Annotated in this window: 19 protein-coding genes; 2 read left to right on the top strand and 17 right to left on the bottom strand. The window is 32.5% G+C overall.

Annotation, left to right across the window (positions count from 1 at the left end):
- Positions 1–53: 53 nt before the first annotated feature.
- From ACOZ9X_RS00685 to ACOZ9X_RS00620, 14 genes are all read right to left on the bottom strand, one after another.
- Positions 54–1,406: an O-antigen ligase family protein gene (locus tag ACOZ9X_RS00685; RefSeq protein ID WP_423416594.1), complete on the bottom strand. Its 1,353-nt coding sequence runs from the start codon at positions 1,404–1,406 to the stop codon at positions 54–56.
- A 21-nt stretch (positions 1,407–1,427) separates the two neighbouring features.
- Entirely contained in the window at positions 1,428–2,594 is a 1,167-nt protein-coding gene (locus ACOZ9X_RS00680; protein WP_423416593.1) for a nucleotide sugar dehydrogenase, read from the bottom strand.
- Positions 2,595–2,650: 56 nt separating this feature from the next.
- Positions 2,651–4,069, bottom strand: coding sequence for a lipopolysaccharide biosynthesis protein (locus ACOZ9X_RS00675; RefSeq protein WP_423416592.1), 1,419 nt, complete (start codon positions 4,067–4,069; stop codon positions 2,651–2,653).
- 51 nt (positions 4,070–4,120) lie between these two features.
- Complete coding sequence (locus ACOZ9X_RS00670) at positions 4,121–5,038, bottom strand: glycosyltransferase family A protein (protein ID WP_423416591.1); 918 nt, start codon at positions 5,036–5,038, stop codon at positions 4,121–4,123.
- Between the two features lie 30 nt (positions 5,039–5,068).
- Positions 5,069–6,217 (bottom strand): glycosyltransferase family 4 protein, encoded by a 1,149-nt coding sequence (locus ACOZ9X_RS00665; protein WP_423416590.1) that lies wholly within the window; start codon positions 6,215–6,217, stop codon positions 5,069–5,071.
- Between the two features lies 1 nt (position 6,218).
- Positions 6,219–7,343, bottom strand: a complete 1,125-nt coding sequence (wecB, locus tag ACOZ9X_RS00660; RefSeq protein ID WP_423416589.1) for a non-hydrolyzing UDP-N-acetylglucosamine 2-epimerase — start codon at positions 7,341–7,343, stop codon at positions 6,219–6,221.
- A gap of 4 nt (positions 7,344–7,347) precedes the next feature.
- A complete protein-coding gene (locus tag ACOZ9X_RS00655) occupies positions 7,348–8,457 on the bottom strand; it encodes a capsular polysaccharide biosynthesis protein CapF (protein WP_423416588.1) in 1,110 nt (369 codons plus the stop codon).
- Positions 8,454–9,476, bottom strand: a complete 1,023-nt coding sequence (locus ACOZ9X_RS00650) for a polysaccharide biosynthesis protein (RefSeq protein ID WP_423416587.1) — start codon at positions 9,474–9,476, stop codon at positions 8,454–8,456. The genes ACOZ9X_RS00655 and ACOZ9X_RS00650 overlap by 4 nt, the downstream gene beginning before the upstream one ends.
- Positions 9,469–10,665 (bottom strand): glycosyltransferase family 4 protein, encoded by a 1,197-nt coding sequence (locus ACOZ9X_RS00645; RefSeq protein ID WP_423416586.1) that lies wholly within the window; start codon positions 10,663–10,665, stop codon positions 9,469–9,471. Before ACOZ9X_RS00645 ends, ACOZ9X_RS00650 begins: the two co-directional genes overlap by 8 nt.
- The gene (locus ACOZ9X_RS00640) at positions 10,665–11,579 is read right to left on the bottom strand and encodes an NAD-dependent epimerase/dehydratase family protein (RefSeq protein WP_423416585.1); all 915 of its coding nucleotides are present in this window, start codon (positions 11,577–11,579) and stop codon (positions 10,665–10,667) included. The genes ACOZ9X_RS00645 and ACOZ9X_RS00640 overlap by 1 nt, the downstream gene beginning before the upstream one ends.
- Positions 11,580–11,601: 22 nt before the next feature.
- Complete coding sequence (locus tag ACOZ9X_RS00635; protein ID WP_423416584.1) at positions 11,602–12,237, bottom strand: sugar transferase; 636 nt, start codon at positions 12,235–12,237, stop codon at positions 11,602–11,604.
- A 368-nt stretch (positions 12,238–12,605) separates the two neighbouring features.
- Positions 12,606–13,484 (bottom strand): UTP--glucose-1-phosphate uridylyltransferase GalU, encoded by an 879-nt coding sequence (gene galU, locus ACOZ9X_RS00630; protein ID WP_423416583.1) that lies wholly within the window; start codon positions 13,482–13,484, stop codon positions 12,606–12,608.
- 20 nt (positions 13,485–13,504) lie between these two features.
- Complete coding sequence (locus tag ACOZ9X_RS00625) at positions 13,505–15,328, bottom strand: polysaccharide biosynthesis protein (protein ID WP_423416582.1); 1,824 nt, start codon at positions 15,326–15,328, stop codon at positions 13,505–13,507.
- Positions 15,329–15,501: 173 nt separating this feature from the next.
- The gene (locus tag ACOZ9X_RS00620; RefSeq protein ID WP_423416581.1) at positions 15,502–16,269 is read right to left on the bottom strand and encodes a tyrosine-protein phosphatase; all 768 of its coding nucleotides are present in this window, start codon (positions 16,267–16,269) and stop codon (positions 15,502–15,504) included.
- Positions 16,270–16,727: 458 nt separating this feature from the next.
- Here ACOZ9X_RS00620 and ACOZ9X_RS00615 point away from each other — a divergent pair, with 458 nt between their 5' ends.
- Together ACOZ9X_RS00615 and ACOZ9X_RS00610 are read left to right on the top strand one after the other, a co-directional pair.
- Positions 16,728–17,024, top strand: coding sequence for a hypothetical protein (locus tag ACOZ9X_RS00615; RefSeq protein WP_423416580.1), 297 nt, complete (start codon positions 16,728–16,730; stop codon positions 17,022–17,024).
- 209 nt (positions 17,025–17,233) lie between these two features.
- A complete protein-coding gene (locus tag ACOZ9X_RS00610) occupies positions 17,234–17,557 on the top strand; it encodes a hypothetical protein (protein WP_423416579.1) in 324 nt (107 codons plus the stop codon).
- 19 nt (positions 17,558–17,576) lie between these two features.
- Here ACOZ9X_RS00610 and ACOZ9X_RS00605 read toward each other — a convergent pair whose 3' ends face one another.
- The 3 genes from ACOZ9X_RS00605 to ACOZ9X_RS00595 all read right to left on the bottom strand — a co-directional run bounded on the left by ACOZ9X_RS00605 (position 17,577) and on the right by ACOZ9X_RS00595 (position 22,705).
- Positions 17,577–17,978, bottom strand: a complete 402-nt coding sequence (locus ACOZ9X_RS00605) for a PAS domain-containing protein (RefSeq protein ID WP_423416578.1) — start codon at positions 17,976–17,978, stop codon at positions 17,577–17,579.
- A gap of 195 nt (positions 17,979–18,173) precedes the next feature.
- Positions 18,174–21,305: a S8 family serine peptidase gene (locus tag ACOZ9X_RS00600; protein WP_423416577.1), complete on the bottom strand. Its 3,132-nt coding sequence runs from the start codon at positions 21,303–21,305 to the stop codon at positions 18,174–18,176.
- A 110-nt stretch (positions 21,306–21,415) separates the two neighbouring features.
- Positions 21,416–22,705: a peptidoglycan-binding protein gene (locus ACOZ9X_RS00595; protein ID WP_423416576.1), complete on the bottom strand. Its 1,290-nt coding sequence runs from the start codon at positions 22,703–22,705 to the stop codon at positions 21,416–21,418.
- Positions 22,706–22,726: the final 21 nt, after the last annotated feature.

The following is a 22,726-nucleotide window of genomic DNA, read 5'->3' as shown; positions in this document are numbered from 1 at the left end:
TATAGAGTTTTACTTCCTCTTTGATTCTATTCCTTTAATATTTTTATCTACAATTAATACAGTTGAGGTTTCATTTCTTTTTTTATAATATTTCCCATACATAATAATATTCCAAATAAAAACCAAATGATATTAAATGTAAATATTGTGCTTGATTCTAGGCTGGCTGGTATGAATAATAATGACGACCAAAATAATGGCTTTATCGAACTATTAAAATTTAATGATTTCATTTTCAGCGCTTTATACATTCTTATTAGGGATGCTATATAAAATGTTAAAAAGCCTATGAAAATTAGTATTCCGTAAGTCACTAAAAATTCTAACCAAAAATTATGAAGTGAGGGAATGCCATGTACAATTAAACTATTTTGTTTTAGGTAGTATTCTATATTTCCGGAACCCACCCCTAAAGGATTATTCGTAAATAGAATCCATCCATTTTCAAAAAGCATTTTACGAATGCTTGAAGAACTATCTGTACTTGCCAATGATACAACATCACTAAACGACTTAACAAACATATCTACAAAGAGAAAAGAAACAGAAACACCGCCGAAAGTAAAAAATAGTAAAATGCTAAAGTTGCGTTTACTCTTTATTAAACTTAGTAAATAGAGGATGATAACTAAAAAATACAGTAAAATTATAAATCTTGCTCCATTTTGAAAAACAATGTAAAATGAGCTTCCTAGCATAAATAATCCTAATACCTTATATAAGAATTTCTTTTTAATCCAATATAAAATAATCGGCAGGCTGATTATTAGAAAAAATCCATAATCATTAGGATTAAAAAAACCTACTGTTGCAACGTTTTGCAAATTATAATATTCAGGATTAGCACCAGAACTCGATAAGTGGTTATTAGTATTTACTTCCCAAAGGCCGAATAATATTGTTCCAAGCAAAGCTATTCCCCACCATTTATATAAAAGCTCTATCCATTGGATAGTAGTTATCATTTTGCTCATCAAGAAAACAATTATTATCCCTAATGTTAAAACATTTATATATAACCAAGTTTTTTCCGTGGTGATTGTCCAGGTTGTTTGTAGTAAAGCATATAACATCCATACAATAAAAAACACTCCACTTTTCCCCAAACGAACGCCACGATATTTATTATCTACTAAATAAAACAAGAGATATAAACCAATCATTCCACCCACAATTAACATACTGCCCATCTTTTGTATAATATTAAAGCATACTAGAAATGGTATTAATGCAACAAAAAGAACTCTAGGAGTATCACTCTTGTTAATCTTAAACATCAAGATTAACATACCTAAACTTAAAGAACCCATTAGTGTAACCCATGGGCTAATAAAATTGATTCCCGTTACCATAATTAATTCCAATACTAATACAATTATAATTAACCAAGTTTTTTTTATCGTCATTTGACAAAGCCTCGTGTTCTACTAATCTCTAGTAAATAAATCTCTAGTATAAACTTTCTCTGCAACATCTTCAATGTCTTGTGATAATCTATTTGCAACAATTACATCTGACATTTCTTTAAATTGTTCTAAGTTCTTTATTACTTTTGAATTATAAAAATTTTCTTTAGAAAAAGATGGTTCATAAACTACTACTTCAATTCCTTTAGCTTTTATACGTTTCATTACTCCTTGAATTGCAGAATGCCTAAAATTATCCGAATTCATCTTCATGGTAAGTTTATAAATACCAACCGTTTTTGGTTTCCTTTTAATAATCATTTCAGCAATATGGTCTTTCCTTGTACGATTAGCATCTACAATAGCTGCCATAATATTATTAGGAACATCTTTATAATTTGCTAGTAGTTGTTTTGTATCTTTAGGTAGACAGTATCCCCCATAACCAAATGAAGGATTATTATAATGCTCACCTATTCTAGGATCTAGTCCGACCCCTTCAATAATTTGTTTTGTATTCAATCCTCTTATTTCTGCATATGAATCCAATTCGTTAAAAAAAGCTACTCTCATGGCTAAATAAGTATTAGCAAACAGTTTAATTGCTTCTGCTTCAGTTGAATTTGTAAAAAGCAAAGGAATATCTTCCTTTAAAGCTCCTTTAGTTAATAGTTCGGCAAATTTTACTGCTCTATCGGATTTTTCACCAATTACTATTCTAGAAGGGTATAGATTATCAAATAATGCCTTCCCTTCTCTCAAAAACTCAGGGGAGAATATAATATTTTCTGTTTCAAATTTTTCTCGTATCTTTTCTGTGTAACCAACGGGCACTGTAGACTTTATAACCATAATTGCACTAGGATTAATTGATAATACATTTGCAATAACAGCCTCAACTGTTCTGGTATTAAAATAGTTCTTTTCCGGATCATAATTTGTTGGTGTAGATATTATGACATAATCTGCTTCATTATAAGCTTCATAGTTATTTGAAGTTGCTTTTAAATTTAAATCCTTTGTTGCTAAAAATAACTCTATTTCTTCATCTACGATGGGGGATTTTCTATTATTTATCATGTCTACTTTTTCTTGAATTATATCAACCGCTGTAACTTCATTATGTTGTGCTAATAATATTGCATTTGAAAGTCCAACATATCCCGTTCCTGCAATAGTAATTTTCATTATGCATTCACCTTTTTAAATTTGAAATTTGATAAGAATATTTATTAGTTAAAAAGTTATTTTTGATTTCTTATTATACTTCTAAGGATATTTACTATACCAAAAAACTTAACCATGAAAATTAAAGCTATCAAATTTATAAATATATGTATATATTCATTAAAAATAATAACATTAATAATCGTAACTATTATTAATATACTCATACCTACAATTACATCCTTATATCTTCCCATACTTTTATAATATTTTTGCCCAAAGTATGTTTTAAGGATTAACATACTTATTGAAGAAATAGCAGAAGAAATAGCAGCACCCTGAAGACCGAAGTAAGGAATTAAGAGATAGCAAAAAAGTACATTAATAAAAATATTAACCAAGTATATATATAAATTAATATAACTCTTTTTTTTAAGAGCAATGCCAATTCCTGTAGTTTCAGCAACCGTATAACATACAGGCGAAACTAAAAGAAAAGGTATAAAACTAACTGCAATTCTATATTCTTCACCAAGCAAAAGTATAATTAAATCTTGAAACATGATAATTAAAATTGAAAATGCAACCATTGCAAACACTACAAATTTTTGAATTTTTCTAATATTTAAAATTGAACTTTCTTGTTCATATCTTTTATATACATAAGGAGACCAAAACATATTAAGTCCAGATTGCAATAATGTTATTATTCCAACTAATGTAACTGCTGTACTATATATCCCCAGATTACTCATATTATCAAGAGTTCTAATTAAAAATAATGGAATGTTATTATTGAGTAGTGCTATTACTGTAATTGGCATGAGGGGTAAACTGAATCTTAAAATATCAACTTTTATAGTTCTTGTTATAGAAATTCTACTAATATTGCTTTTAGATAAAAGAAAAGTCATAAGTAATGTAACAAAACTTGTAATGGCGATAAATATTATAGCAGTGTAATATTTAGAATCGTAAAGAGCAGCAACTAGTGATGATACCTTTAAAACTGGTAAAGAAAAAATTGAAGTAGCTGTAAAAAGTATTATTGAGTTATTCATTCGATGTAATAAACTGAAGTACCTTAATACTAGCATGTTTAATATACATAAAAATAAAGAAATTAAAATGAAATTGTTTTCTTCATTAGTTATCCATACTGAAATATTTTTTCTAAATGGGAAAGCTACCGCTGTACTAATTATTAAGACAATAATCCCTGTAAAAAGACAACTGTAAAATAATTCTTTTTTTGCTTGTCTAGTTTTACTTTCATGAAAAAACCGCATATAACCTTGATCTAAACCTAAACTTACTAAAGGCAATATAACAGTACATATAATAAAAAAAAGATTAATTTTTGCCAACTCACTAGGTTCAAAATATCTGGTAGAAACCGGTAATACAGCAAAGTTTATTAAAGCGCTAATCCAACTAGCTAGTGAAAATCCCAAAATTATATTTAGAATGCCTTTATCGTTAAGAAATTTTTTCATTATTAATACCAATCACCTAATTAAAATTTTGTTTAAGGAAGGCCACCTTTCTTATTTATTAGTAAAGTCAATATTATATTTTTTTATGATATTTCTAAGTTGAATATCATTCTCTCCATTTAAAACATTATTTTTTGCTAAACCGCTATCGTTTGAACCCGAAGTAGTAAACATTTCTGAAAAAACTTTGCTAATCTTCACTGTTTTAGTATCATTCATAAAACCCATACATTTTAACCAAAGGTCATCAGCATTTGGACAAAGTTCCTTAATAGCATCGATATTAAAAACTTCCATGTTCATACTTTTAGGAGGATACAAAACTCCACCGCAACCAGTAGCCATTAATAAGTTATCTGGACCTAAAATGTTTCTTGAAGAATAATCCCATTCTCTATATTTTTTAATCCTTCCTTTTGAAATTGTTATTCTGTGAGCACGGTAACATACAACACAATCAGGATATTTTTGATGTTTGTTCAATAATGTTTCAATCATATCCTCAGGATAAAATATATCATCATCTACTGTTACTATAATGTCATTGCTATATTCTTGCATAGCATAAAAATATTTTTTATGAGACAATAAATCGTCACAAAACCTAATTTCCAGCCCTCTTTTTTGCATTTCAAGAATCTTTTTATCAATGTTGTTCATTGTAGGAAACTGAGAGTGCGCCAGCCAAAGTATGATTTTATTAGGTTTGTGAGTTTGTCTTAATAAAGATTCTATTACCATCCATAACTTCTTCATCCTTGGAGGAAAAGTTGTTAAAGATATTATAATTCTAGGTTCTGTATTTTTTTTAGTCTTTTGTATTCCTATTAGTCTACTTGGCCTCACCTTATAAGATAGAGGAACTAAAACACGTATTAATAAAATTAATAATTTATAAGATACTTTTCTTAAGATGAATATATTCTTTTTTTCAAACCAACACTGAATTTCATAAAAATTTTTGATCATAAAATTTCGATCTCCTAACAATATCCTAGACTATTTTTTAAAAAATAAATTATAGGTTTTGTCAATTTCATGTTTTTTATTTGAAGTATGTTTTCCATAATCAAACGCATTCTTAGATAATGAATCATACTCATATTTATTTAAATTAATAAATTCTTGTAATATAGACTTGAATTCAATATGATTTTCAAGTGATAAATCTGCTCCGACTTTAAGCCTTTTTAAATCTTTCCATGGAGTCTGATCGCTGACTATTATCGGACAACCACCTATTAAAGCTTCAGATATTACGTGACCAAAGTTTTCCCCAAAGGTAGGGAATAGAAATATATGGTGACTTTTAAATATTTCCATTATCATAGTATGTTCAATAATGCCTTTATAATTAACCACCTTATCTCGGGGCATATCTCGAATTAATTTAACACATTCACCCCAATACTCTTTATCTTCTATAGGTCCATAAATATTAAACTCAACATTTCCTTTTAGACTTTTTAATAATTCTATAGCCATTTTTAAATTTTTTTTAGGGTGTACTCTGGAGATGAATACAATTTTTAATTCACCGATTTTCTTTTCAATATTTTTATCATAACTTAGGCTTGTATAATCCTCAGTTAAATTACTAGCAACTACAATTTTTGTACTTGCACCAAATACATCTTCAATATCTTTTTTTTCATTCTTAGCAGTAGCATGCCATGTAACATTTCTATAAAGTCGTAATGTTTTTGCTAAATATATAAATAGCTTTTTTTTTGTTTGTTTTATAGCAAATGCTCCAGGTGAAAATTCTCCTCTAGGGGCCAAAATTAACTGTTTTGGTTTAATTATTTTAAACTTACTTAATAGAACTACTAATATACTAAGCTTATAAGAAAAGAAACTATTTAGATATACTGAATCACATTCTTGCTCATTAATTATTTTAGCTAACTTAATAAAATTCAACTTATTTATGTTGGTATAATATACATTAGATTTCTGTACTTTGGTCCAGACATCTTCTTTTATATTTTTATAAGCAGATTCATCTCCCATATCTCTGTCTGCTGTTATGATATTAAAATCAATATCAGTTAAATTATTTACCAGGTTTTTAATGGATTGTATGGGACCTCCTCCTTTAATACCTGGGATATAATATTCAGCTAATACTAAAACTTTTTGTTTCATATTATTTAGCCCATACAATTCTATTAATATAATCTGTATATGATAATATAATTCTAAGTACTTTATCAGATACATTAGATATACTGTAATCAGATACAATTTTAAAATTGTTTTCTTTTTGTGTTATTAACACCTCTAACCCCTGTAGAATTCTTTCCTTTTTTAAGCCCACCATCATAACAGAAGCCTCTTCCATAGCTTCCGGTCTTTCGTGTGCTTGCCTAATATTAAGTGCTTTAAATCCAAGAATTGATGATTCTTCACTTATAGTTCCACTATCACTGAGAACTGCTTTAGAACTCAATTGAAGTTTTACGTAATCATTAAATCCTAAGGGTTTCATAATATTAATTAAAGTATTAAAAGTTATACCTTTCGATTCAATCATTTTTTTAGTTCTAGGATGAGCACTTACAATAATTGGGGTTCTGTATTTTTCGGCTATTGCATTTAGGCTTTCAACTAGATCTATAAAGTTTGACTCTGAATTAATATTCTCCTCCCTATGAGCAGAAACAACAAAATATTTCCCTTTATCAAGTTCCAATTTTTTCAGGATATCTGATTGCTCTATATCCTCCTTTCTTGAAGAAAGAACTTCAAACATTGGACTTCCAGTTTTGATAATTCTGTCAGCGGGTAACCCTTCTCTTAATAAATATTCTCTTGCTATGTCACTGTAAGTAAGATTAATATCTGCTGTATGATCTACAATTTTTCTATTTATTTCCTCGGGTACTCTTTGATCAAAACATCTATTTCCTGCTTCCATATGGAAGATTGGAATTTTTCTCCTTTTAGCTGCAATTGCGCATAGACAACTGTTCGTATCTCCAAGAACTAAAAATGCTTCTGGCTTAACTTCTTCTAAAATAGGATCAATCTTAATAAGTATGTTGCCTACCGTCTCTATAGCAGTTCCAGTAGCTGCATTTAAAAAATAATCAGGTTTCTTTAAATTAAAATCTTTAAAAAATACTTCGTTTAATTCATAATCATAATTTTGTCCCGTGTGAACCAAGATATGTTCAATTGCCTCTGATTCTTCTAATTTATTTATGACAGCTGAGAGCCTTATAATTTCTGGTCTTGTTCCCACAACAGTCATCACTTTTAATTTCTTCATTTATTTATACCTCCAAGTTATACGTGTCCGGCTTTTTGGGATTGAAATATTCATTAGCCCACATTATCGTAACCATATCTTTTTCACCAAGGTTTTCAATATTATGAGTAAACCCAATTGGTATATCTACTACTTCTAACCTGTCTTCAGAAACAAAATATTCAATAATATCATTAGAATTTAGTTTTCTAAAACGGATGACACCTTGCCCGCTCACTACTAGAAATTTTTCATTTTTCGTATGATGCCAGTGATTTCCTTTTGTGATCCCCGGCTTTGAAATATTTATAGACACCTGTCCTCTGTCAGGTGTCTTAATAAATTCAGTGAAGGAACCTCGTTGATCTATGTTCATCTTCAAGTCATAACTAAATTGGTCCTCTGGCAGGTAACTTAGATATGTGCTATAAAGTTTCTTTGTCAAGTCATTAGACATATCCGGGACAGACCGTTCTATTCGACTGTTTTTAAATGAGTAAATTAATTCAACTATTTCACCAAGAGTGACATTATGCGTGACAGGAATTTCACATAGATTATCACTTTTATTACTAAACCCATTTAACGCATTTATGAACTCTTCAACAACATCATCTATATATACTAACTTCATTACTACAGAAGGATCATTAACAGTTATCCGAAGATTACGAGCGATATTGTGGCAAAACGTAGCTATTGCGCTATTATAATTAGGTTTGCACCATTTACCAAAAACATTAGGTAAGCGGTAAACCAATACGCTTGTTCCCGTATTCTTACTATAGTTCAGCAGTATATCTTCACTAGCTTTTTTACTGATGCCGTATGGATTATCTAATTCAGCTTGGGTAGATGATGATACCAATACTGGACATTTATTATTATGTTTTTTAAGGACTTCTATTAACTTTGATGTAAGGCCATAATTACCGTCCATAAATTCAGATGTATCTTTTGGGCGGTTAATTCCGGCTAAATGAAAAACAAAATCGGCATCCTTACAATATTCATCAAGTAATGAGTCATCAGTATCTCTATTATACTCAAGTATATCTTGGTAGCCTTGATTTGCTAACTCCGCAATAAGATTTTTAGCAATAAATCCTTTTGAACCAGTTATTAAGATTCTCATGCATAAACCCAGCCTGTCAGCTCTTTACGAACATATTCAAGTTCGAGAAGTCTTTTCTTAACTTGTTCAACGTTAAGACGAATTGTATTATGCGAGTTATACTCATCTTCTGTTGAAAGCTTACGATCACCTTCCGCAAAGTACTTATCGTAGTTAAGGTCTCTTTGGTCAGCAGGAACTCTATAGAACCCGCCGAAGTCCTCAGCCACGACGTGTTCTTCTCTAGTTAGAAGCGTCTCATAAATTTTTTCACCGTGGCGAGTTCCAATTACTTTAATTTCGTTTTCAGCATTAAATAGCTCTTTTAATGCTTGAGCAAGATCACCTATTGTAGAAGCTGGTGCTTTTTGAACCATGATATCGCCCGCAACAGCATTCTGGAAAGCAAAGATAACGAGATCAACCGCTTCTTCTAAACTCATTAGAAATCTTGTCATATTTGGATCTGTTACTGTAATTGGCTCACCTTTTTTAATCTGGTCAATAAACAGTGGGATAACTGATCCTCGTGAGGCCATAACATTTCCATAACGAGTTCCACAAATATGTGTTCTCTCTGGATCTACAGTTTTTGATTTAGCTACATAAACTTTTTCCATCATTGCTTTTGAAATACCCATTGCGTTAATCGGATATGCCGCTTTATCAGTAGAAAGACAAATAACTTTTTTTACACCATAATCGATTGCGGCAGTTAACACATTATCGGTTCCAATCACATTTGTTTTAACAGCTTCCATTGGGAAGAACTCGCAAGAAGGAACTTGTTTTAATGCAGCTGCATGAAAGATGTAATCTACTTCATGCATTGCATTTTTTACACTCGCTATGTCTCTTACATCCCCAATGTAAAATTTTAATTTATCGTTTCTATATTTCTTTCTCATATCATCTTGTTTTTTCTCATCACGTGAAAAAATTCGAATTTCCTTAATATCTGAATCTAAGAATTTTTCCATTACCGCATTCCCAAAAGAACCTGTGCCACCAGTAATTAACAATGTTTTATCTTTAAACATATTTATCCCCCAAATTAGTTAAAGTGCCTTCTAACACTGACATAAATCTTTCTTTACTATAGTTTTTTTTGTAATACTTATAAGAGTTTTGAGCCATTTTTTCTTTCTCATTACTTTTACAAAACTTTATTAATAAATTTGCCAATTCACTATAATCTTCAGCATTGCAGCATAAACCACACTCAGCATTTTTTATTACACGACTTGTCTCACCATTGATTGCTCCGATAATAGGTTTACCCGCTGCCATATATGATTGCACTTTACCTGGTAATGTGTACGAAATAGCTTTATTATTTTTTAAAGTAATTAACATTGCATCAGCTAGTCCATAATAATGAGGCATTTCGCTTACTGGTCTTCTTCCATGATAAATGACGTTTTCTAATCCCATTTTTTTGCTTAGGATCTTACATTCTTCTAATTTTGAACCATCTCCAACTATGTGGAAAAGAATATTAGAATTCTCACGCAATATATTAGCTGCCCTAACAATAGTATCAACACTCTGCATATCCCCAATATTGCCAGCAAAAACAAAATTATATTTATCATCTTTATTAACTTCTATTTTTTCTGTAAACAATTCTTCCGCATATTGCGGTATATAATGTATCTTTTTATTAGAGACTCTAAGTGTACTTCTGAAATATCCCTCAAACATACTAGAAGTAACCGCAATGCAATCTGCTGAATTATATATCCATTGAGATAATTTCATAAAAAACTTAAAAATTATTGAAGTTTCATTTATTCCACCAGCAGCTAAACTATCCGGCCATAAGTCAAGACAGTAAAGTAAAAGCTTCTTCTTATGCTTTCTCTTATAAACGATAGCAGGTATACCCATCATTACTGGCGAAAGTTGATTAACGAATACAACATCAAACTTTTCCTTCAAAAAAAACGCCTTCAACGATCCTGATAAGGCAAAGCTAAGATAGTTTAAGAAAAGTTTTATTTTATTATTTCCACGACCTATTTCAAAACTTCGTATAACTTTTACGCCATTTAACACCTCATTCCTTTTCTTACCATAACGGTAACCATCGAGCACTTGTCCCTCTGGATAATTCGGGAGACCTGTAAGTACTGTTACATCATGTCCTTTTTCTACCAATGACTCACATATATCTGATATGCGAAAAGGCTCCGGATAGTAATATTGGCAGACAACTAGGATTTTCATTAACCCAAAGCCTCCGAGTTCTTTTGAACATTTTTTTTATACTCTTTAATTTCAATGTCTAATCCCTCAGATAGCGACATAGGTTGGTAACCAAAATCTTTCGTGGCATTTTCATGGGAAAAACTTCTATCTTCCCCCATCCTCTGAACTTTCTCAATATAGTCAACCTTTCCCAGCGTACAGACTTTTAAGGATTTAGCCATGAATACTCCTAACGATAATGGCACACTAATAAAGGTAGTCTTTTTATTTAGAGTCTGACTAATCACTCTAAACAAATCTTTCATCGATATAGGTTCTTGACCAGATAAAATATAATCGCCACTCATTATATACGAATTACTTAATAGCTGATAATATGCTTTTCCTAAATCTCTACCATTAACAGGTTGCAGTAAGTTTCTTCCATGATCTATGATTGGAAACAACCTCAATCTATCTACCATTTTTATAAAAACAATCATATTACTATCATTGATGTACCCATAAATCATAGTTGGCCTTAAGTAGATAAGACCTATCTTTGAATCACGCTCTTTAACAATCAGACCAATTTTTTCTTCAATAGTTTGATATTCTTCGGACGCACTCTTATACTTTGAATAAATACCGGTTGTATGAACAAGTATTACTCTCTTAACATCATTCTTCACAGCTGCCTTCATTAACTTAATTGAATAGAAAATAGACGCAATATGTACAATTGTATTAACGCCGTTCATAACTTCATTCATAAAATCTTGATTCTCTAAATCTCCAACTACCTTCTCTATATTTAAACCAGAATTATCTATCAACGATGTGTCAGATTTTTTTCTTATAACACATCGAATTGGGCCTTTGTATTTATTTCTAATAAGCTCTTGTAAGAAATGTCGTCCACTATGCCCTGTAATGCCTGTAACTAATAACATCGGTTTCTCCACCTTTACCTTTTTACCTTCTCGAAGAGCCTGTCAACTTAGTACTCACTACTTCCTTCTTAGCTCCAGTTCCACCTTCAACAACACCGTCACTTTTAACAACACTTACTAACGTTCCAAAGAAACACTTGATATCCATCCAAAGACTAATTCTCTTTACATACTCCCCATCCAACTTAGCTTTAATTTCTATAAGGAGTTCATCTCTCCCATTAATTTGAGCCCAACCTGTTAATCCAGGGGGTACATCGTTAGCACCATACTTATCCCGTTCCGCAATGAGATCATTTTGATTCCACAATGCTGGTCTTGGTCCAATAATGCTCATGTGACCAATAAAAATATTCCAAATCTGTGGTAACTCATCTAGGGAAGTCTTCCTTAAAAATTTACCCATTTTAGTAATGTATTGTTCAGGATTGTTTAACAAATGTGTGGGAATATCCTTCGGCGTATCTATTCTCATAGTACGGAATTTCAATATGTTAAAGTGTGTCTTGTTAATTCCTACACGCTTTTGCTTAAACAGAACCGGACCTCTTGAGTCAATTTTAATAGCAATTATTAAAATTAAATAAATCGGAGATAATACTACAAGTCCAATTAAAGAAAGAATAATATCTATAAGTCTTTTGATTTTCAAATACATGTGTATAACACTCCTTGAAGAGATATTTAGTAAGTTAGAACTTAGTAAGAATCATTCAACATTCCATCCAACTGCTAACTAACTAATTTATTTAATAAATATTTTTTCAATACATTAAATTAATTTTATTCACACAATAGAGGGATTTTCACTTATATAACTTAAATTTCAAGCTGCTTTTATAACATATAAGCGGGGCCCTTGAATTAAAGGACCCCATTATTTTTCACTTTCTATTATCTCTTTATTAACATAACTTGTTTACACTGACTCTATCTTTTTGGCCAATCCTAAATTAATAAATAATCACCATTAAACAATTCTTGCTTTTGTTTTGGCTCTCTTATTTAATTGCTGAATCAGTCTAATTATTTAATCTTAATTGCCTCCATTATATTTTCCAATTCTGGAATTAATTGTTCACGAACACCTTCATCTTTTAAAGCAAATTCAATTGTTGTCATAATGAAACCGAGTTTTTCCCCAACATCATATCTTTTACCATCAAAGTTATAAGCGAAGACGCGTTGGAATGTATTAAGTTTTTGAATGGCATCGGTTAACTGAATTTCTCCACCTGCTCCAGTTTCTTGATTTTCTAAATGTGTGAAAATCTCAGGAGTTAAAATATAACGGCCCATAATTGCTAATTTAGATGGTGCAGTACCTTGTTTAGGTTTTTCAACAAAATGATTAACTCCATAGAGATTACCCTGGTTAGAACTAGGATCAATAATTCCATATCGACTTGTCTGATCTTCTGGTACTTCTTGAACCCCAATGATGGATGAACCCGTTTTATCATATTGCTCAATTAGTTGCTTCAAGCAAGGTTTTTCAGCTTGAACGATATCATCACCTAGTAATACTGCAAATGGCTCATCACCTATAAATTTTCGTGCACACCAAACAGCATGTCCAAGGCCTTTTGGTTCTTTTTGGCGAATATAATGCATATCTGCCATCTGTGATGAATACTTTACTTTTTCAAGTAATTCCGTTTTCCCTTTTTCGAAAAGGTTTTGTTCCAATTCGAAAGCATGGTCAAAATGGTCTTCAATTGCACGCTTCCCCTTACCTGTAACGATGATAATATCTTCAATTCCTGAAGCAATCGCTTCCTCGACAATATATTGAATGGTAGGTTTGTCTACAATCGGAAGCATTTCTTTTGGCATAGCTTTAGTTGCTGGAAGAAATCTAGTTCCCAATCCAGCAGCTGGTATTATCGCTTTTCTTACTTTCATAAAAAAACCTCCCAGAAAATTTAAACGCTTATTGCATTTTCTCTATTTGATAATTTATTGTTTGCTAAATTTAACAATGTATCTGTTAACACTGTCTTCTCGACATTAGAATAATCAGTAAGTAACTGTTGAATTTCTTCTATATATAAGTCAGCACTCTTCCCAATATAAATCTTAGGGAAAACTTGTTTGTTATGAACTTCATTTTCACCTAACAATTCTTCGTACATCTTTTCACCTGGTCTTATTCCACTATAAGTAATACCTATTTCTTCTTCAGTAAAACCAGATAAAGTGATTAGGTTTCGAGCGAGATCTATAATCTTTACAGGTTCACCCATATCAAGAACAAAAATTTCTCCACCCCATGCTAATGATCCAGCTTGAATTACTAAGCGGGATGCTTCTGGAATGGTCATAAAGTAACGAACCATATCAGGATGAGTAATGGTTACCGGTCCGCCATTTCGAATCTGTTCTTTAAATAACGGAATAACACTGCCTCGGCTACCCAAAACATTACCAAAACGCACCGCAACGAACTTTGTCTTACTTCTACTATCTAAATCTTGTACAAGCATTTCAGCAAGTCGCTTTGTTGCTCCCATTACGTTCGTTGGGTTCACCGCTTTATCTGTAGAAACCATTACAAATGTCTCAACACCTGCCGCATCAGCAGCTTCTGCTGTATTCTTTGTCCCTACTATATTATTTTTAACAGCTGCTTCAGGATTACGTTCCATTAATGGAACATGTTTGTGTGCTGCTGCATGATAAACGATTGCCGGTTTATACTTAGTCATTACTTCAAACATTCTTTCTCGATCTTGTACATCAACTATTTCTGTCGGATAGCTAATTTGTGGATATGTACCAACTAACTCTTTTTCAATGTTATAAATACTAAATTCCCCATGACCTAGAAGAACAATTACTTTTGGATTGAATTGAGAGACTTGACGACAGATCTCTGAACCTATTGATCCGCCAGCCCCAGTTACTAGAATGGTTCTTCCCTCAATCTTGTCTGAGATAGCATCCACATCTAACTGAACTGGTTCTCTTCCTAATAGGTCCTCAATGGAAACATCACGGATTAAGTTTATTGATATCTTTCCTAAAACGACATCTTCAATCTTCGGAAGGATTTGCACATCTTCACAAAAACTCTTCGCTTCTGTAATAATTTCATTTAATCGTTTTTGTTTTAATGAAGGAATGGCAATAATAATATGTTCAATTTGATTTTTCTGAATGACAAGCTCCAAGTCATTCATTGAGCCTTCTACTGTAATTCCTGAAATAGATAGGTTTTTCAATAGTCGGTCATCATCGATGAATGCAACGGGATACAGTTCAGATTCGTCACTTGATTTCAGCTGTCTTGCAATCATGCGGCCTGCTGCTCCTGCTCCAATAATTAAGGTGCGCTTACCGGAACTTGTCTTTTTCTTAAGTAATTTAGCTCCCGTATAATAACGCCATGAGAACCGGACTCCACCCATAAAAATAATGTGGAGCATCCAAGTGATAATCAGAGCTCTTTCATAAATATTGTTAAATACAATTAATTGAGTTACCACGGTCAAAAGAATGGATGCAGAAACGATAAGTATGATACCTGCTAATTCTTCTAAGCTTGCGTATCGCCAGGCACGGCGATAAAAATTAAGTTTATAAGAGAATAAATGATGACTACCTAATAAAATTAAAGAACTTACTATAATACTAGTATCAACTGCTACTGCGTATGGATTAAGAAAGAAATGCGACATATAAATCGATAACAACACAATTGCTGAATCAATTGTAATTAAAGCTGTTAATCGTTTGTTATAGCTCATTTAACCACTTCTCCCTTCAGTTTCTTTGTTTTATGGTTTTCGCTAAAACCACTTCTAATTCTCTAAGTTGATTCAATGGCGCATCTTGCTTAATGTACCGAATAACCTTTTTAATAGACTTCGGATAACTATCTAAATACATACTTTCCGCATTCTCCCCTAGCTTCATTGCATTAAAATATCCCTAAGAACTTCTTTTTCTTTATGAATAATGGTTCTTCTGCCCATACGGTTTGACCCTGAATAACAAGTTCTGCATTCTCTTGAAGATAGTACCTCATGCTTGAGCCAAACTTCTTATGTATCAATTCATAAGCTTCCGTTAAATGAAATCCTCTAGAAGAAATGTTATGTGCATCTGATGCGATAAAATGAGCCATGTTCGCTTTTATGATGTCATGAGAGAAGTTCATAATATTCTTACCGAATTTACCGATTACCGAGTTTGCTGTCACTTGTGTAAGAGCACCTTCCTTAACTAATTCATAAAGCAATTCAGGCTTCTCTATTAATTCACTATTACGTTCTGGATGAACAATAATTGGTGTATATCCTCTTAGTTTAAGTTCATAACATAAATGTGCTGCATAATCCGGAACTCGATTAGAAGGAAATTCAACTAAGTAATAGTTCGCTATATTTGATATCGGTAATAGTAAGTCCCGATCCATATCGTCTAGCAACTCCCGATATAAACGGATCTCTTGTCCAGGAACAATATAGAGTGGAATATCACGCTTTTCCAACTCGCCATTCAAACGTTGAACTTCTTCTTCAATTTCTTTTTTTTCGTTTTCAAAGCGACCATTCCGGTGATGAGGCGTTGCACAAAGAACTTTAATACCGTCTTTAACGGCGGCTTCGGCCATTTGTATAGCTTCTTCCATAGATTGCGCACCATCATCTACTCCAGGAAGAATATGACTATGAATATCGATCAAGCTTGCTCCCTACTCTCAACAAAAATATATGGAACTAGACTATTTTACTAGTTCCATAGAAATCTCTTCCAAAACTATCATTATCTTAACATAGCACCCAATATTTTCAAGGGGTGAAACATGTCGAATTTTAGCGAAAGTAATAATAAATTATTTATAAATATTCAGAACATTACTACTGGAAATAAATTATTGTTTTAGTATAACACAGAATTTTTGTCATATTTGAGTATTTTTATAAAAAATATGTAAAAAAATGCAGAGGTTGCTAACTAACAAGGTTGGGGTCTTTTTATACATTCCTTACTGTATTGATCAAAGAAAAGACTTAGAAAATTTCATGCGCCATTGCCTCACACTGCTATTCCGATATATTTATTCGCTAGTAACGCATTTTCCTATTATCAGAATTAGGTATATGTTACTATTATAATAGGACTATTTCCAAGGAGGGAATTATGTCTTCTATTTCTGTATTAGCTGTCGAACCCGGTAAACGTCCTTCATTAATCTCAATTGATAATGATATAGCTATCTTTGAGGATATTGTAAATGGCCCTGTAGATCTTCTTCCTTTTTACAGATCTCCTTTCAAAATTGTCTGCCACTTGAATGATAGTTTTGAATTATCAACAAAAAAGCCTGAAAACACTTTCTTTATCGTAAAACACACGGACGTTTTTTTAGGAATAGATCGAACAGAAGCAGAAGAGCTGCGTGAAGTTCTAAGAACAAAATTAAAAAAATGGAAATAACTTTATTTATTCAAAAACGGCCTGCTGTGTAGAGGTCGTTTTTAAATTGATATATAACTCCAATATTTATCGACATACTTAAAATTAAAACTTTATACCTATAAACATTTTCTTGTTACGTTCGACAAAACCTTCCAAATTACACCCCTAATTTTCCCAATAATACTATGATACCATTATAATAGTCACGATTAAGGAGGTTAAGTAAATTGTCAACTTTTTCCGTATTAATGGTTGAGCCCAATAAACAACCCTATATAACTCAGATTAAAAATGACATTCAAACATTCGAAAATCTTGTGCATGGCCCCGTGGATATGCAGCCTTTCTATCAATCACCTTATTTAATCCTTTGTAATACAGATAATGGATACAACCTAAAATATTTAAAATTACTGCCTGATCATCCCTTTTTCATTGCTAAGTATGATGGGGAGTTTCAAAATATTGAGCGTCTTGAAACGGAACAGCTTCGTATGTATTTAAAAGAGAAAATGAAAAAATGGAATATACATAAAAAAAGCACTAACTAAAATTCAGTTAATGCGTTTCTTATATATATTGGTTGTTAGATAGAGTAGCTATTTTCTCAGTTTTAGTATGTGTCACATCTCTATGAAAACATATAAAATAATGCTTATTCTCTTCTTCAACATAAAATGGATCTATTATTAGTTGGTTCCAAAACATCAATCCATCTTTTCTATAATTTATGAATTCTACTGAGAGATAGATGTTTCGAACAAATGCATCCTGAATAATCGCAATTGCATTCTGATCTGTTTTCTCTCCATAAAGTATAGTGAAATTACAACCAATCAATTCTGTTGAATCATACCCCGCCAGTTGAGAAATACCTTTATTTGCATAGACAATTGGATTACCTGAAAGAGAAGCATCATTTATTGTTAGACCTACATGACTATCCTGAAAGGTACGAATTAATAGATTCATTTTTTTATTCCTACTGTTCTTAACTAACATACGATTTCCTTTCTTTGATTAAACATCAAGTAATTCTTTCAATATAAACGATCTCTTTAAAAAAATCATCCATATTTTACATAATCTTTATATACGCTTTTAGTCATTTATTAAGGGTACATGTACATGAGGGCTGACTACTTATTGGAGTCAGCCCTTTTTTATTTACTTATTTATAGTTTTCCATTTATTTTTTTCCGTGATTGTCATTGACGTACCACTCAATTCATAATCATACTCATCTATTATATACCCATAACGATTACCAAGAAGATCCTCTAGCGTAATTAAATAAACAACATAACCTTTAGATAGTATATCAGGGTTTTTTATATACACTAAACTATTATTCCCTTTTTTTAGATCATAGTTCATCGCATCAAGTGTATATTCATCATAATATGAGCCATATATATCTAAATATAGTTTAGCCTCTTCACTCGTATTAGTCTGTAATTCTAGCTTTTCATAATAATAAGAATTAGATGCTTCTTCTAAGCTGTAAGAGGTAGAGTTTAGCCAACTTGGATCTGCTTCTTCATCGAACGTCCCGATCGCCACTGTTTTTATTTTATTATTTCCTTCTGCAGTTATTTTGTATTTGAACGGTTCTTCATAGTAATAATTGGCTATGTCTTGGTTATCGTCCCTTCCGTCCCAAACAAAATGTTGAATTCCCTTTAATCTTAGGCTGTGGGATACAATGGTTCGAACCTTCTCATTATTCCCATCCATTATTTCAACTGTTACATAAGCATCATTTGAGAGTTTATAGAAAACCTCCCCTACAGATTCATAGTCGTGAGGATTATATCTCACGAAAGAAGGTACTGTCATTTCAACCTTTGTGAAGTTTACCTTAATCATGCCGGTAGATGTTTTTTTCTGATCGAACTTATCAACAAAGGTAATCGTATATTGATAGTCACCATCTGTTACAACATTCCCTACTTTGTCTTTTCCATCCCACATGAAAGATTGACTACCAGCTTTAATTGTTAAATTCGTTGCTATTTGTCGGACTATATTACTTTCTTGCTGAATTTCAACCGTAACCTTCCCGGGCTTATTAACCGAATAATTGGCTGTGAATGGTTGATTTTCATCATCATAATTTAGTGTTGCAGGAGCAGTAATGGTTGGGGCAGTCCAATTTTGAACGTTAACCCATCCACTATTCACGGTAGATTTGTTACCTGCCGTATCTTTTCCTTCAAATACAAGCTTGTATTTTCCTTCAGGCACTATTTCTTTTTTGTCTGATTTTCCGTCCCAGCTTAATATGTATGTACCCGTTTTATAAGAATTATTTTTCTTGAGTATTTTTACTTTCTGATTCTTCTCATTTACAACATGAATATTAAGGACAGTAGCTTCACCTATACTTACCTTACCGTTAGTACCTTTATCCTTTCCAACTTTAAATATTGTTGGGCTGATCGCATAGCTTTTAATTACAGGTGCCTTTGTATCTACTTTTACCACTACCGTTTTTGAACTTCCTTTTCGTTTGGAGCTGTCGATAATATCAAACCGAATCTTATAATCGCCATCTGCCATAACCTTCCCTTTATTACTCTTTCCGTTCCACGAAGTTGTATAAGTGCCTACGCCATAGCTTTTATTATTTAACAGCGTCTGAACAACTGCACCCTTTTTATCATAGACCTTTGCTGTTATTCTTGCCGATTTGTTTGTTGTGAATTTTATTGGGATACTCTTAGATATTTTAGAAGAAAAATAGACTGTTCCTTTTTCTAGCGAAATAGATGGAGGAACATTGTTCGTAACGATTACTGAAGATTCCTTAGCTACCCTGTTAGAATTAGATGGTTTTGCAGCTTGTATGATAATCTTATAGTTACCACTGCCGACATACACACCACTATCCGTTTTCCCATTCCAATATAACTTAATCGGTGTTCCTGTTGATTTCTTATTTTTAATTAACGTTCTAATAACCTTGCCTTTGCTATCTTTTACATAAGCCGTTACATAGGATTGAGAGTGTGCTTTAAATGTTGTTGATACTGAATTTGTTTCATTCATCTTATAATTTGTTGAAGATAGCGTTATCTTTGATAAAGCCTCAGGGGTGTTTACTACTGCTCTTGAAGCGTCAATTCTTCCATACCCAGAGTATGCATCCCACCCTTTTCCATAGAGATCTTTTGTAGACTTTCTTAAAGTCGCATGTACATCTGCGTTTGATAACAGCGGATTTTTGGATAACATTAATGCTATTGTTCCAGAGACGACGGGTGCAGCCATCGAAGTGCCGCTCATATAATCATAGCCATTAAGTACAGAGGAATATATATCTTCCCCCGGTGCTGCAAAGTCTATGAAACTTCCGTAATTAGAAAAACCTGTTACATAGTCAGACGGGTTGGTTGCACTGATTCCAAACACCCCTGTATAGCTAGCAGGATACGTCGGGTTGTAGGTGTCATCGTTTCCTGCGGCAGCTACAAGTACAGCCCCTTTAGAAAGTGCATAATTTACTGCGTACTCTGTTAGATAACTGTAATAATAACTTCCTAAACTTAGATTAATAACGTCAGCACCGTTATCAGCTGCATATATAATTCCAGTTGCTATGTCTTCTGAAGTAGCGCTATCACCATAGAAAACATTAATGGGCATGATTTTCACATTTGGTGCCATTCCAGCTCCACCCACTTTATTCATGGATGCCGCAATAATCCCTGCTACATGTGTAGCGTGCTCGCCAGCAAAATAGGATGTATTATTATCTAATGCATCATAAGGTTTATATATTTTCCCTGAAAGGTCTGGATGGTTCGTTTTTACACCATCATCAATGACCGCTACGATGGTGCTACTTGTCCCCTTCGTAGTATCCCATGCTTTAGGAGAATTAACTTTGGTATGGTGCCATTGTTTTTTATACAATGGATCTTTCGGAATAAATTCTCTGTTTATTTTGTAGTTCGGTTCAACAAGTCCCACTTTATTATGTCGTGAAATCGTTTCAGCTTTTTTTACAAGATTCACGTCTTGAGAGAAAGATAGAATATAAAAAGAATGGCTAATCAGTTCCATTCGTGAAACATTAAACTGCTTCATGAACTTTGCTTGTTCTTGAGGTGTAAATTCCCCTAACAGTTTAATGATTAGCTCTGTCTGAACAAGTTCCTTATTGGTAAACATTTTTTGTATAGAGTATTCTGATTGGACGTTTTTCTTGGATTGAATAGTTTCTGTCGCATAGCTCACTTTGGTTGAATAGAAAACAACCATTACCAATAACATAAAGGCTAATAATTTTTTCACAAATAATCCTCCAATGATAGATAAAAAGTCTCTAGATCTACCATACTATATTTTACATATTTATCCAAAATTAAAACCTCCTATAATAAATATGGAGGTTAGATGTACATTTAATAATTAATTCTTTTTGATCCTAAATAAATATTTTGCCAGTACCTTGTATTTAAGTTACTTACTGTTACTCCGGTACTTGATCCACTATGTACAAATTGATTATTCCCTATATAAATACCTAAATGGGAAGGACCGGTTGTATACGTTTCAAAAAAGACCAGATCACCTACTGCTGGTTTGGAAACATAAGTAGTTGCATTCCACATTTGAGCTGTGGTTCTTGGTAATTTAACACCCTCTTTGGCAAATACGTATTGAATAAATCCGCTGCAGTCAAATCCCCTTGTTGTTGTGCCACCCCATACATATGGTACACCCATAAGTTCTGTAGCGTTCGCAATAACATTTATTGTGATTTGATCACGACTTTTTATCGGTTGATTAACAGGTTTTTTTTCGACTTCCGTGATTTTATTTAACACGGTAGTATTTACAATTCCTGTTACAGGTAGACCATTTGCTTTTTGAAATTTCTCAACACTTTCTTCCGTTACCATCCCAAAATAATCAGTAATCATTGGATAAGTAAAATAGCCCAACTTTTTAAGCCTAGTCTGTAGCTGCACTACTTCGGCTCCCTTACTGCCAAATTTCAACTGATAGTTATCTTTCACAGGAGTATTATTAGGTGACGTTGGTTTTGATGGTGCTGGTTTAGAAGGCGCTGGTGTTTGTTTCTTGGCTGCAACTTGTTTTTGTACTTTTGCTAGTGTTGCTGCATCTGCTACTCCAGTTGCCTTTATTCTTTGGGATATTTGAAATTTACGAACAGCTTCTGTTGTAATAGTTCCATAAAACTCAGTTGTTTTATAAAATGTGAAAAAACCAAGATATTTTAGATCTTCTTGAAGTTTTTTAACTTCTTTACCCGTAGAATTCAATTTTAGAACTTTACCCGTTTGTGTAGTGACAGCAGGCTTATTTGGGATAGAAGGTTTTGAAACATTTGGTTTCTGAACGGATGACTGATCATCTCGATTTGATTTTTGAAGTAATTTACTGTATGTATTCTTTCCAACTATGCCGTCAACCACAAGACCATTCGATCGCTGGAAGTCCATTACTGCTTTTCTTGTAATAGGACCAAAATAGCTAGTCGTTTCTTTATGTTTAAAGTACCCTCTGCTCTTTAGTATTGATTGTAATTCTTTAACATCATTATGAGTCTTACCTAGTTTAAGTGTCTGATCTCCTAACGAAGCTTCCCCGATTAGAGGTGCCGCTAAGAAAGCACCGGCAAACGTGGAAGTCATAATAAAACGTTTCAATGTCTTATTCTTTTCCATTTTTTCCTCCTTTTTACTATT

The sequence above is a fragment of the Fictibacillus nanhaiensis genome, assembly GCF_049537595.1.
Lineage (GTDB): Bacteria > Bacillota > Bacilli > Bacillales > Fictibacillaceae > Fictibacillus > Fictibacillus nanhaiensis_F.
The sequence above is the reverse complement of the archived record's forward strand: the minus strand, read 5'-3'. Positions and strand labels throughout refer to the sequence as shown.

Bases quoted from the DNA above. Each gene is read 5' to 3' on its own strand.
- ACOZ9X_RS00685 (WP_423416594.1), bottom strand. From the start codon at position 1,406: ATGACGATAAAAAAAACTTGGTTAATTATAATTGTATTAGTATTGGAA.
- ACOZ9X_RS00680 (WP_423416593.1), bottom strand. From the start codon at position 2,594: ATGAAAATTACTATTGCAGGAACGGGATATGTTGGACTTTCAAATGCA.
- ACOZ9X_RS00675 (WP_423416592.1), bottom strand. From the start codon at position 4,069: ATGAAAAAATTTCTTAACGATAAAGGCATTCTAAATATAATTTTGGGA.
- ACOZ9X_RS00670 (WP_423416591.1), bottom strand. From the start codon at position 5,038: ATGATCAAAAATTTTTATGAAATTCAGTGTTGGTTTGAAAAAAAGAAT.
- ACOZ9X_RS00665 (WP_423416590.1), bottom strand. From the start codon at position 6,217: ATGAAACAAAAAGTTTTAGTATTAGCTGAATATTATATCCCAGGTATT.
- wecB (WP_423416589.1), bottom strand. From the start codon at position 7,343: ATGAAGAAATTAAAAGTGATGACTGTTGTGGGAACAAGACCAGAAATT.
- ACOZ9X_RS00655 (WP_423416588.1), bottom strand. From the start codon at position 8,457: ATGAGAATCTTAATAACTGGTTCAAAAGGATTTATTGCTAAAAATCTT.
- ACOZ9X_RS00650 (WP_423416587.1), bottom strand. From the start codon at position 9,476: ATGTTTAAAGATAAAACATTGTTAATTACTGGTGGCACAGGTTCTTTT.
- ACOZ9X_RS00645 (WP_423416586.1), bottom strand. From the start codon at position 10,665: ATGAAAATCCTAGTTGTCTGCCAATATTACTATCCGGAGCCTTTTCGC.
- ACOZ9X_RS00640 (WP_423416585.1), bottom strand. From the start codon at position 11,579: ATGTTATTAGTTACAGGCATTACAGGGCATAGTGGACGACATTTCTTA.
- ACOZ9X_RS00635 (WP_423416584.1), bottom strand. From the start codon at position 12,237: ATGTATTTGAAAATCAAAAGACTTATAGATATTATTCTTTCTTTAATT.
- galU (WP_423416583.1), bottom strand. From the start codon at position 13,484: ATGAAAGTAAGAAAAGCGATAATACCAGCTGCTGGATTGGGAACTAGA.
- ACOZ9X_RS00625 (WP_423416582.1), bottom strand. From the start codon at position 15,328: ATGAGCTATAACAAACGATTAACAGCTTTAATTACAATTGATTCAGCA.
- ACOZ9X_RS00615 (WP_423416580.1), top strand. From the start codon at position 16,728: ATGTCTTCTATTTCTGTATTAGCTGTCGAACCCGGTAAACGTCCTTCA.
- ACOZ9X_RS00605 (WP_423416578.1), bottom strand. From the start codon at position 17,978: ATGAATCTATTAATTCGTACCTTTCAGGATAGTCATGTAGGTCTAACA.
- ACOZ9X_RS00595 (WP_423416576.1), bottom strand. From the start codon at position 22,705: ATGGAAAAGAATAAGACATTGAAACGTTTTATTATGACTTCCACGTTT.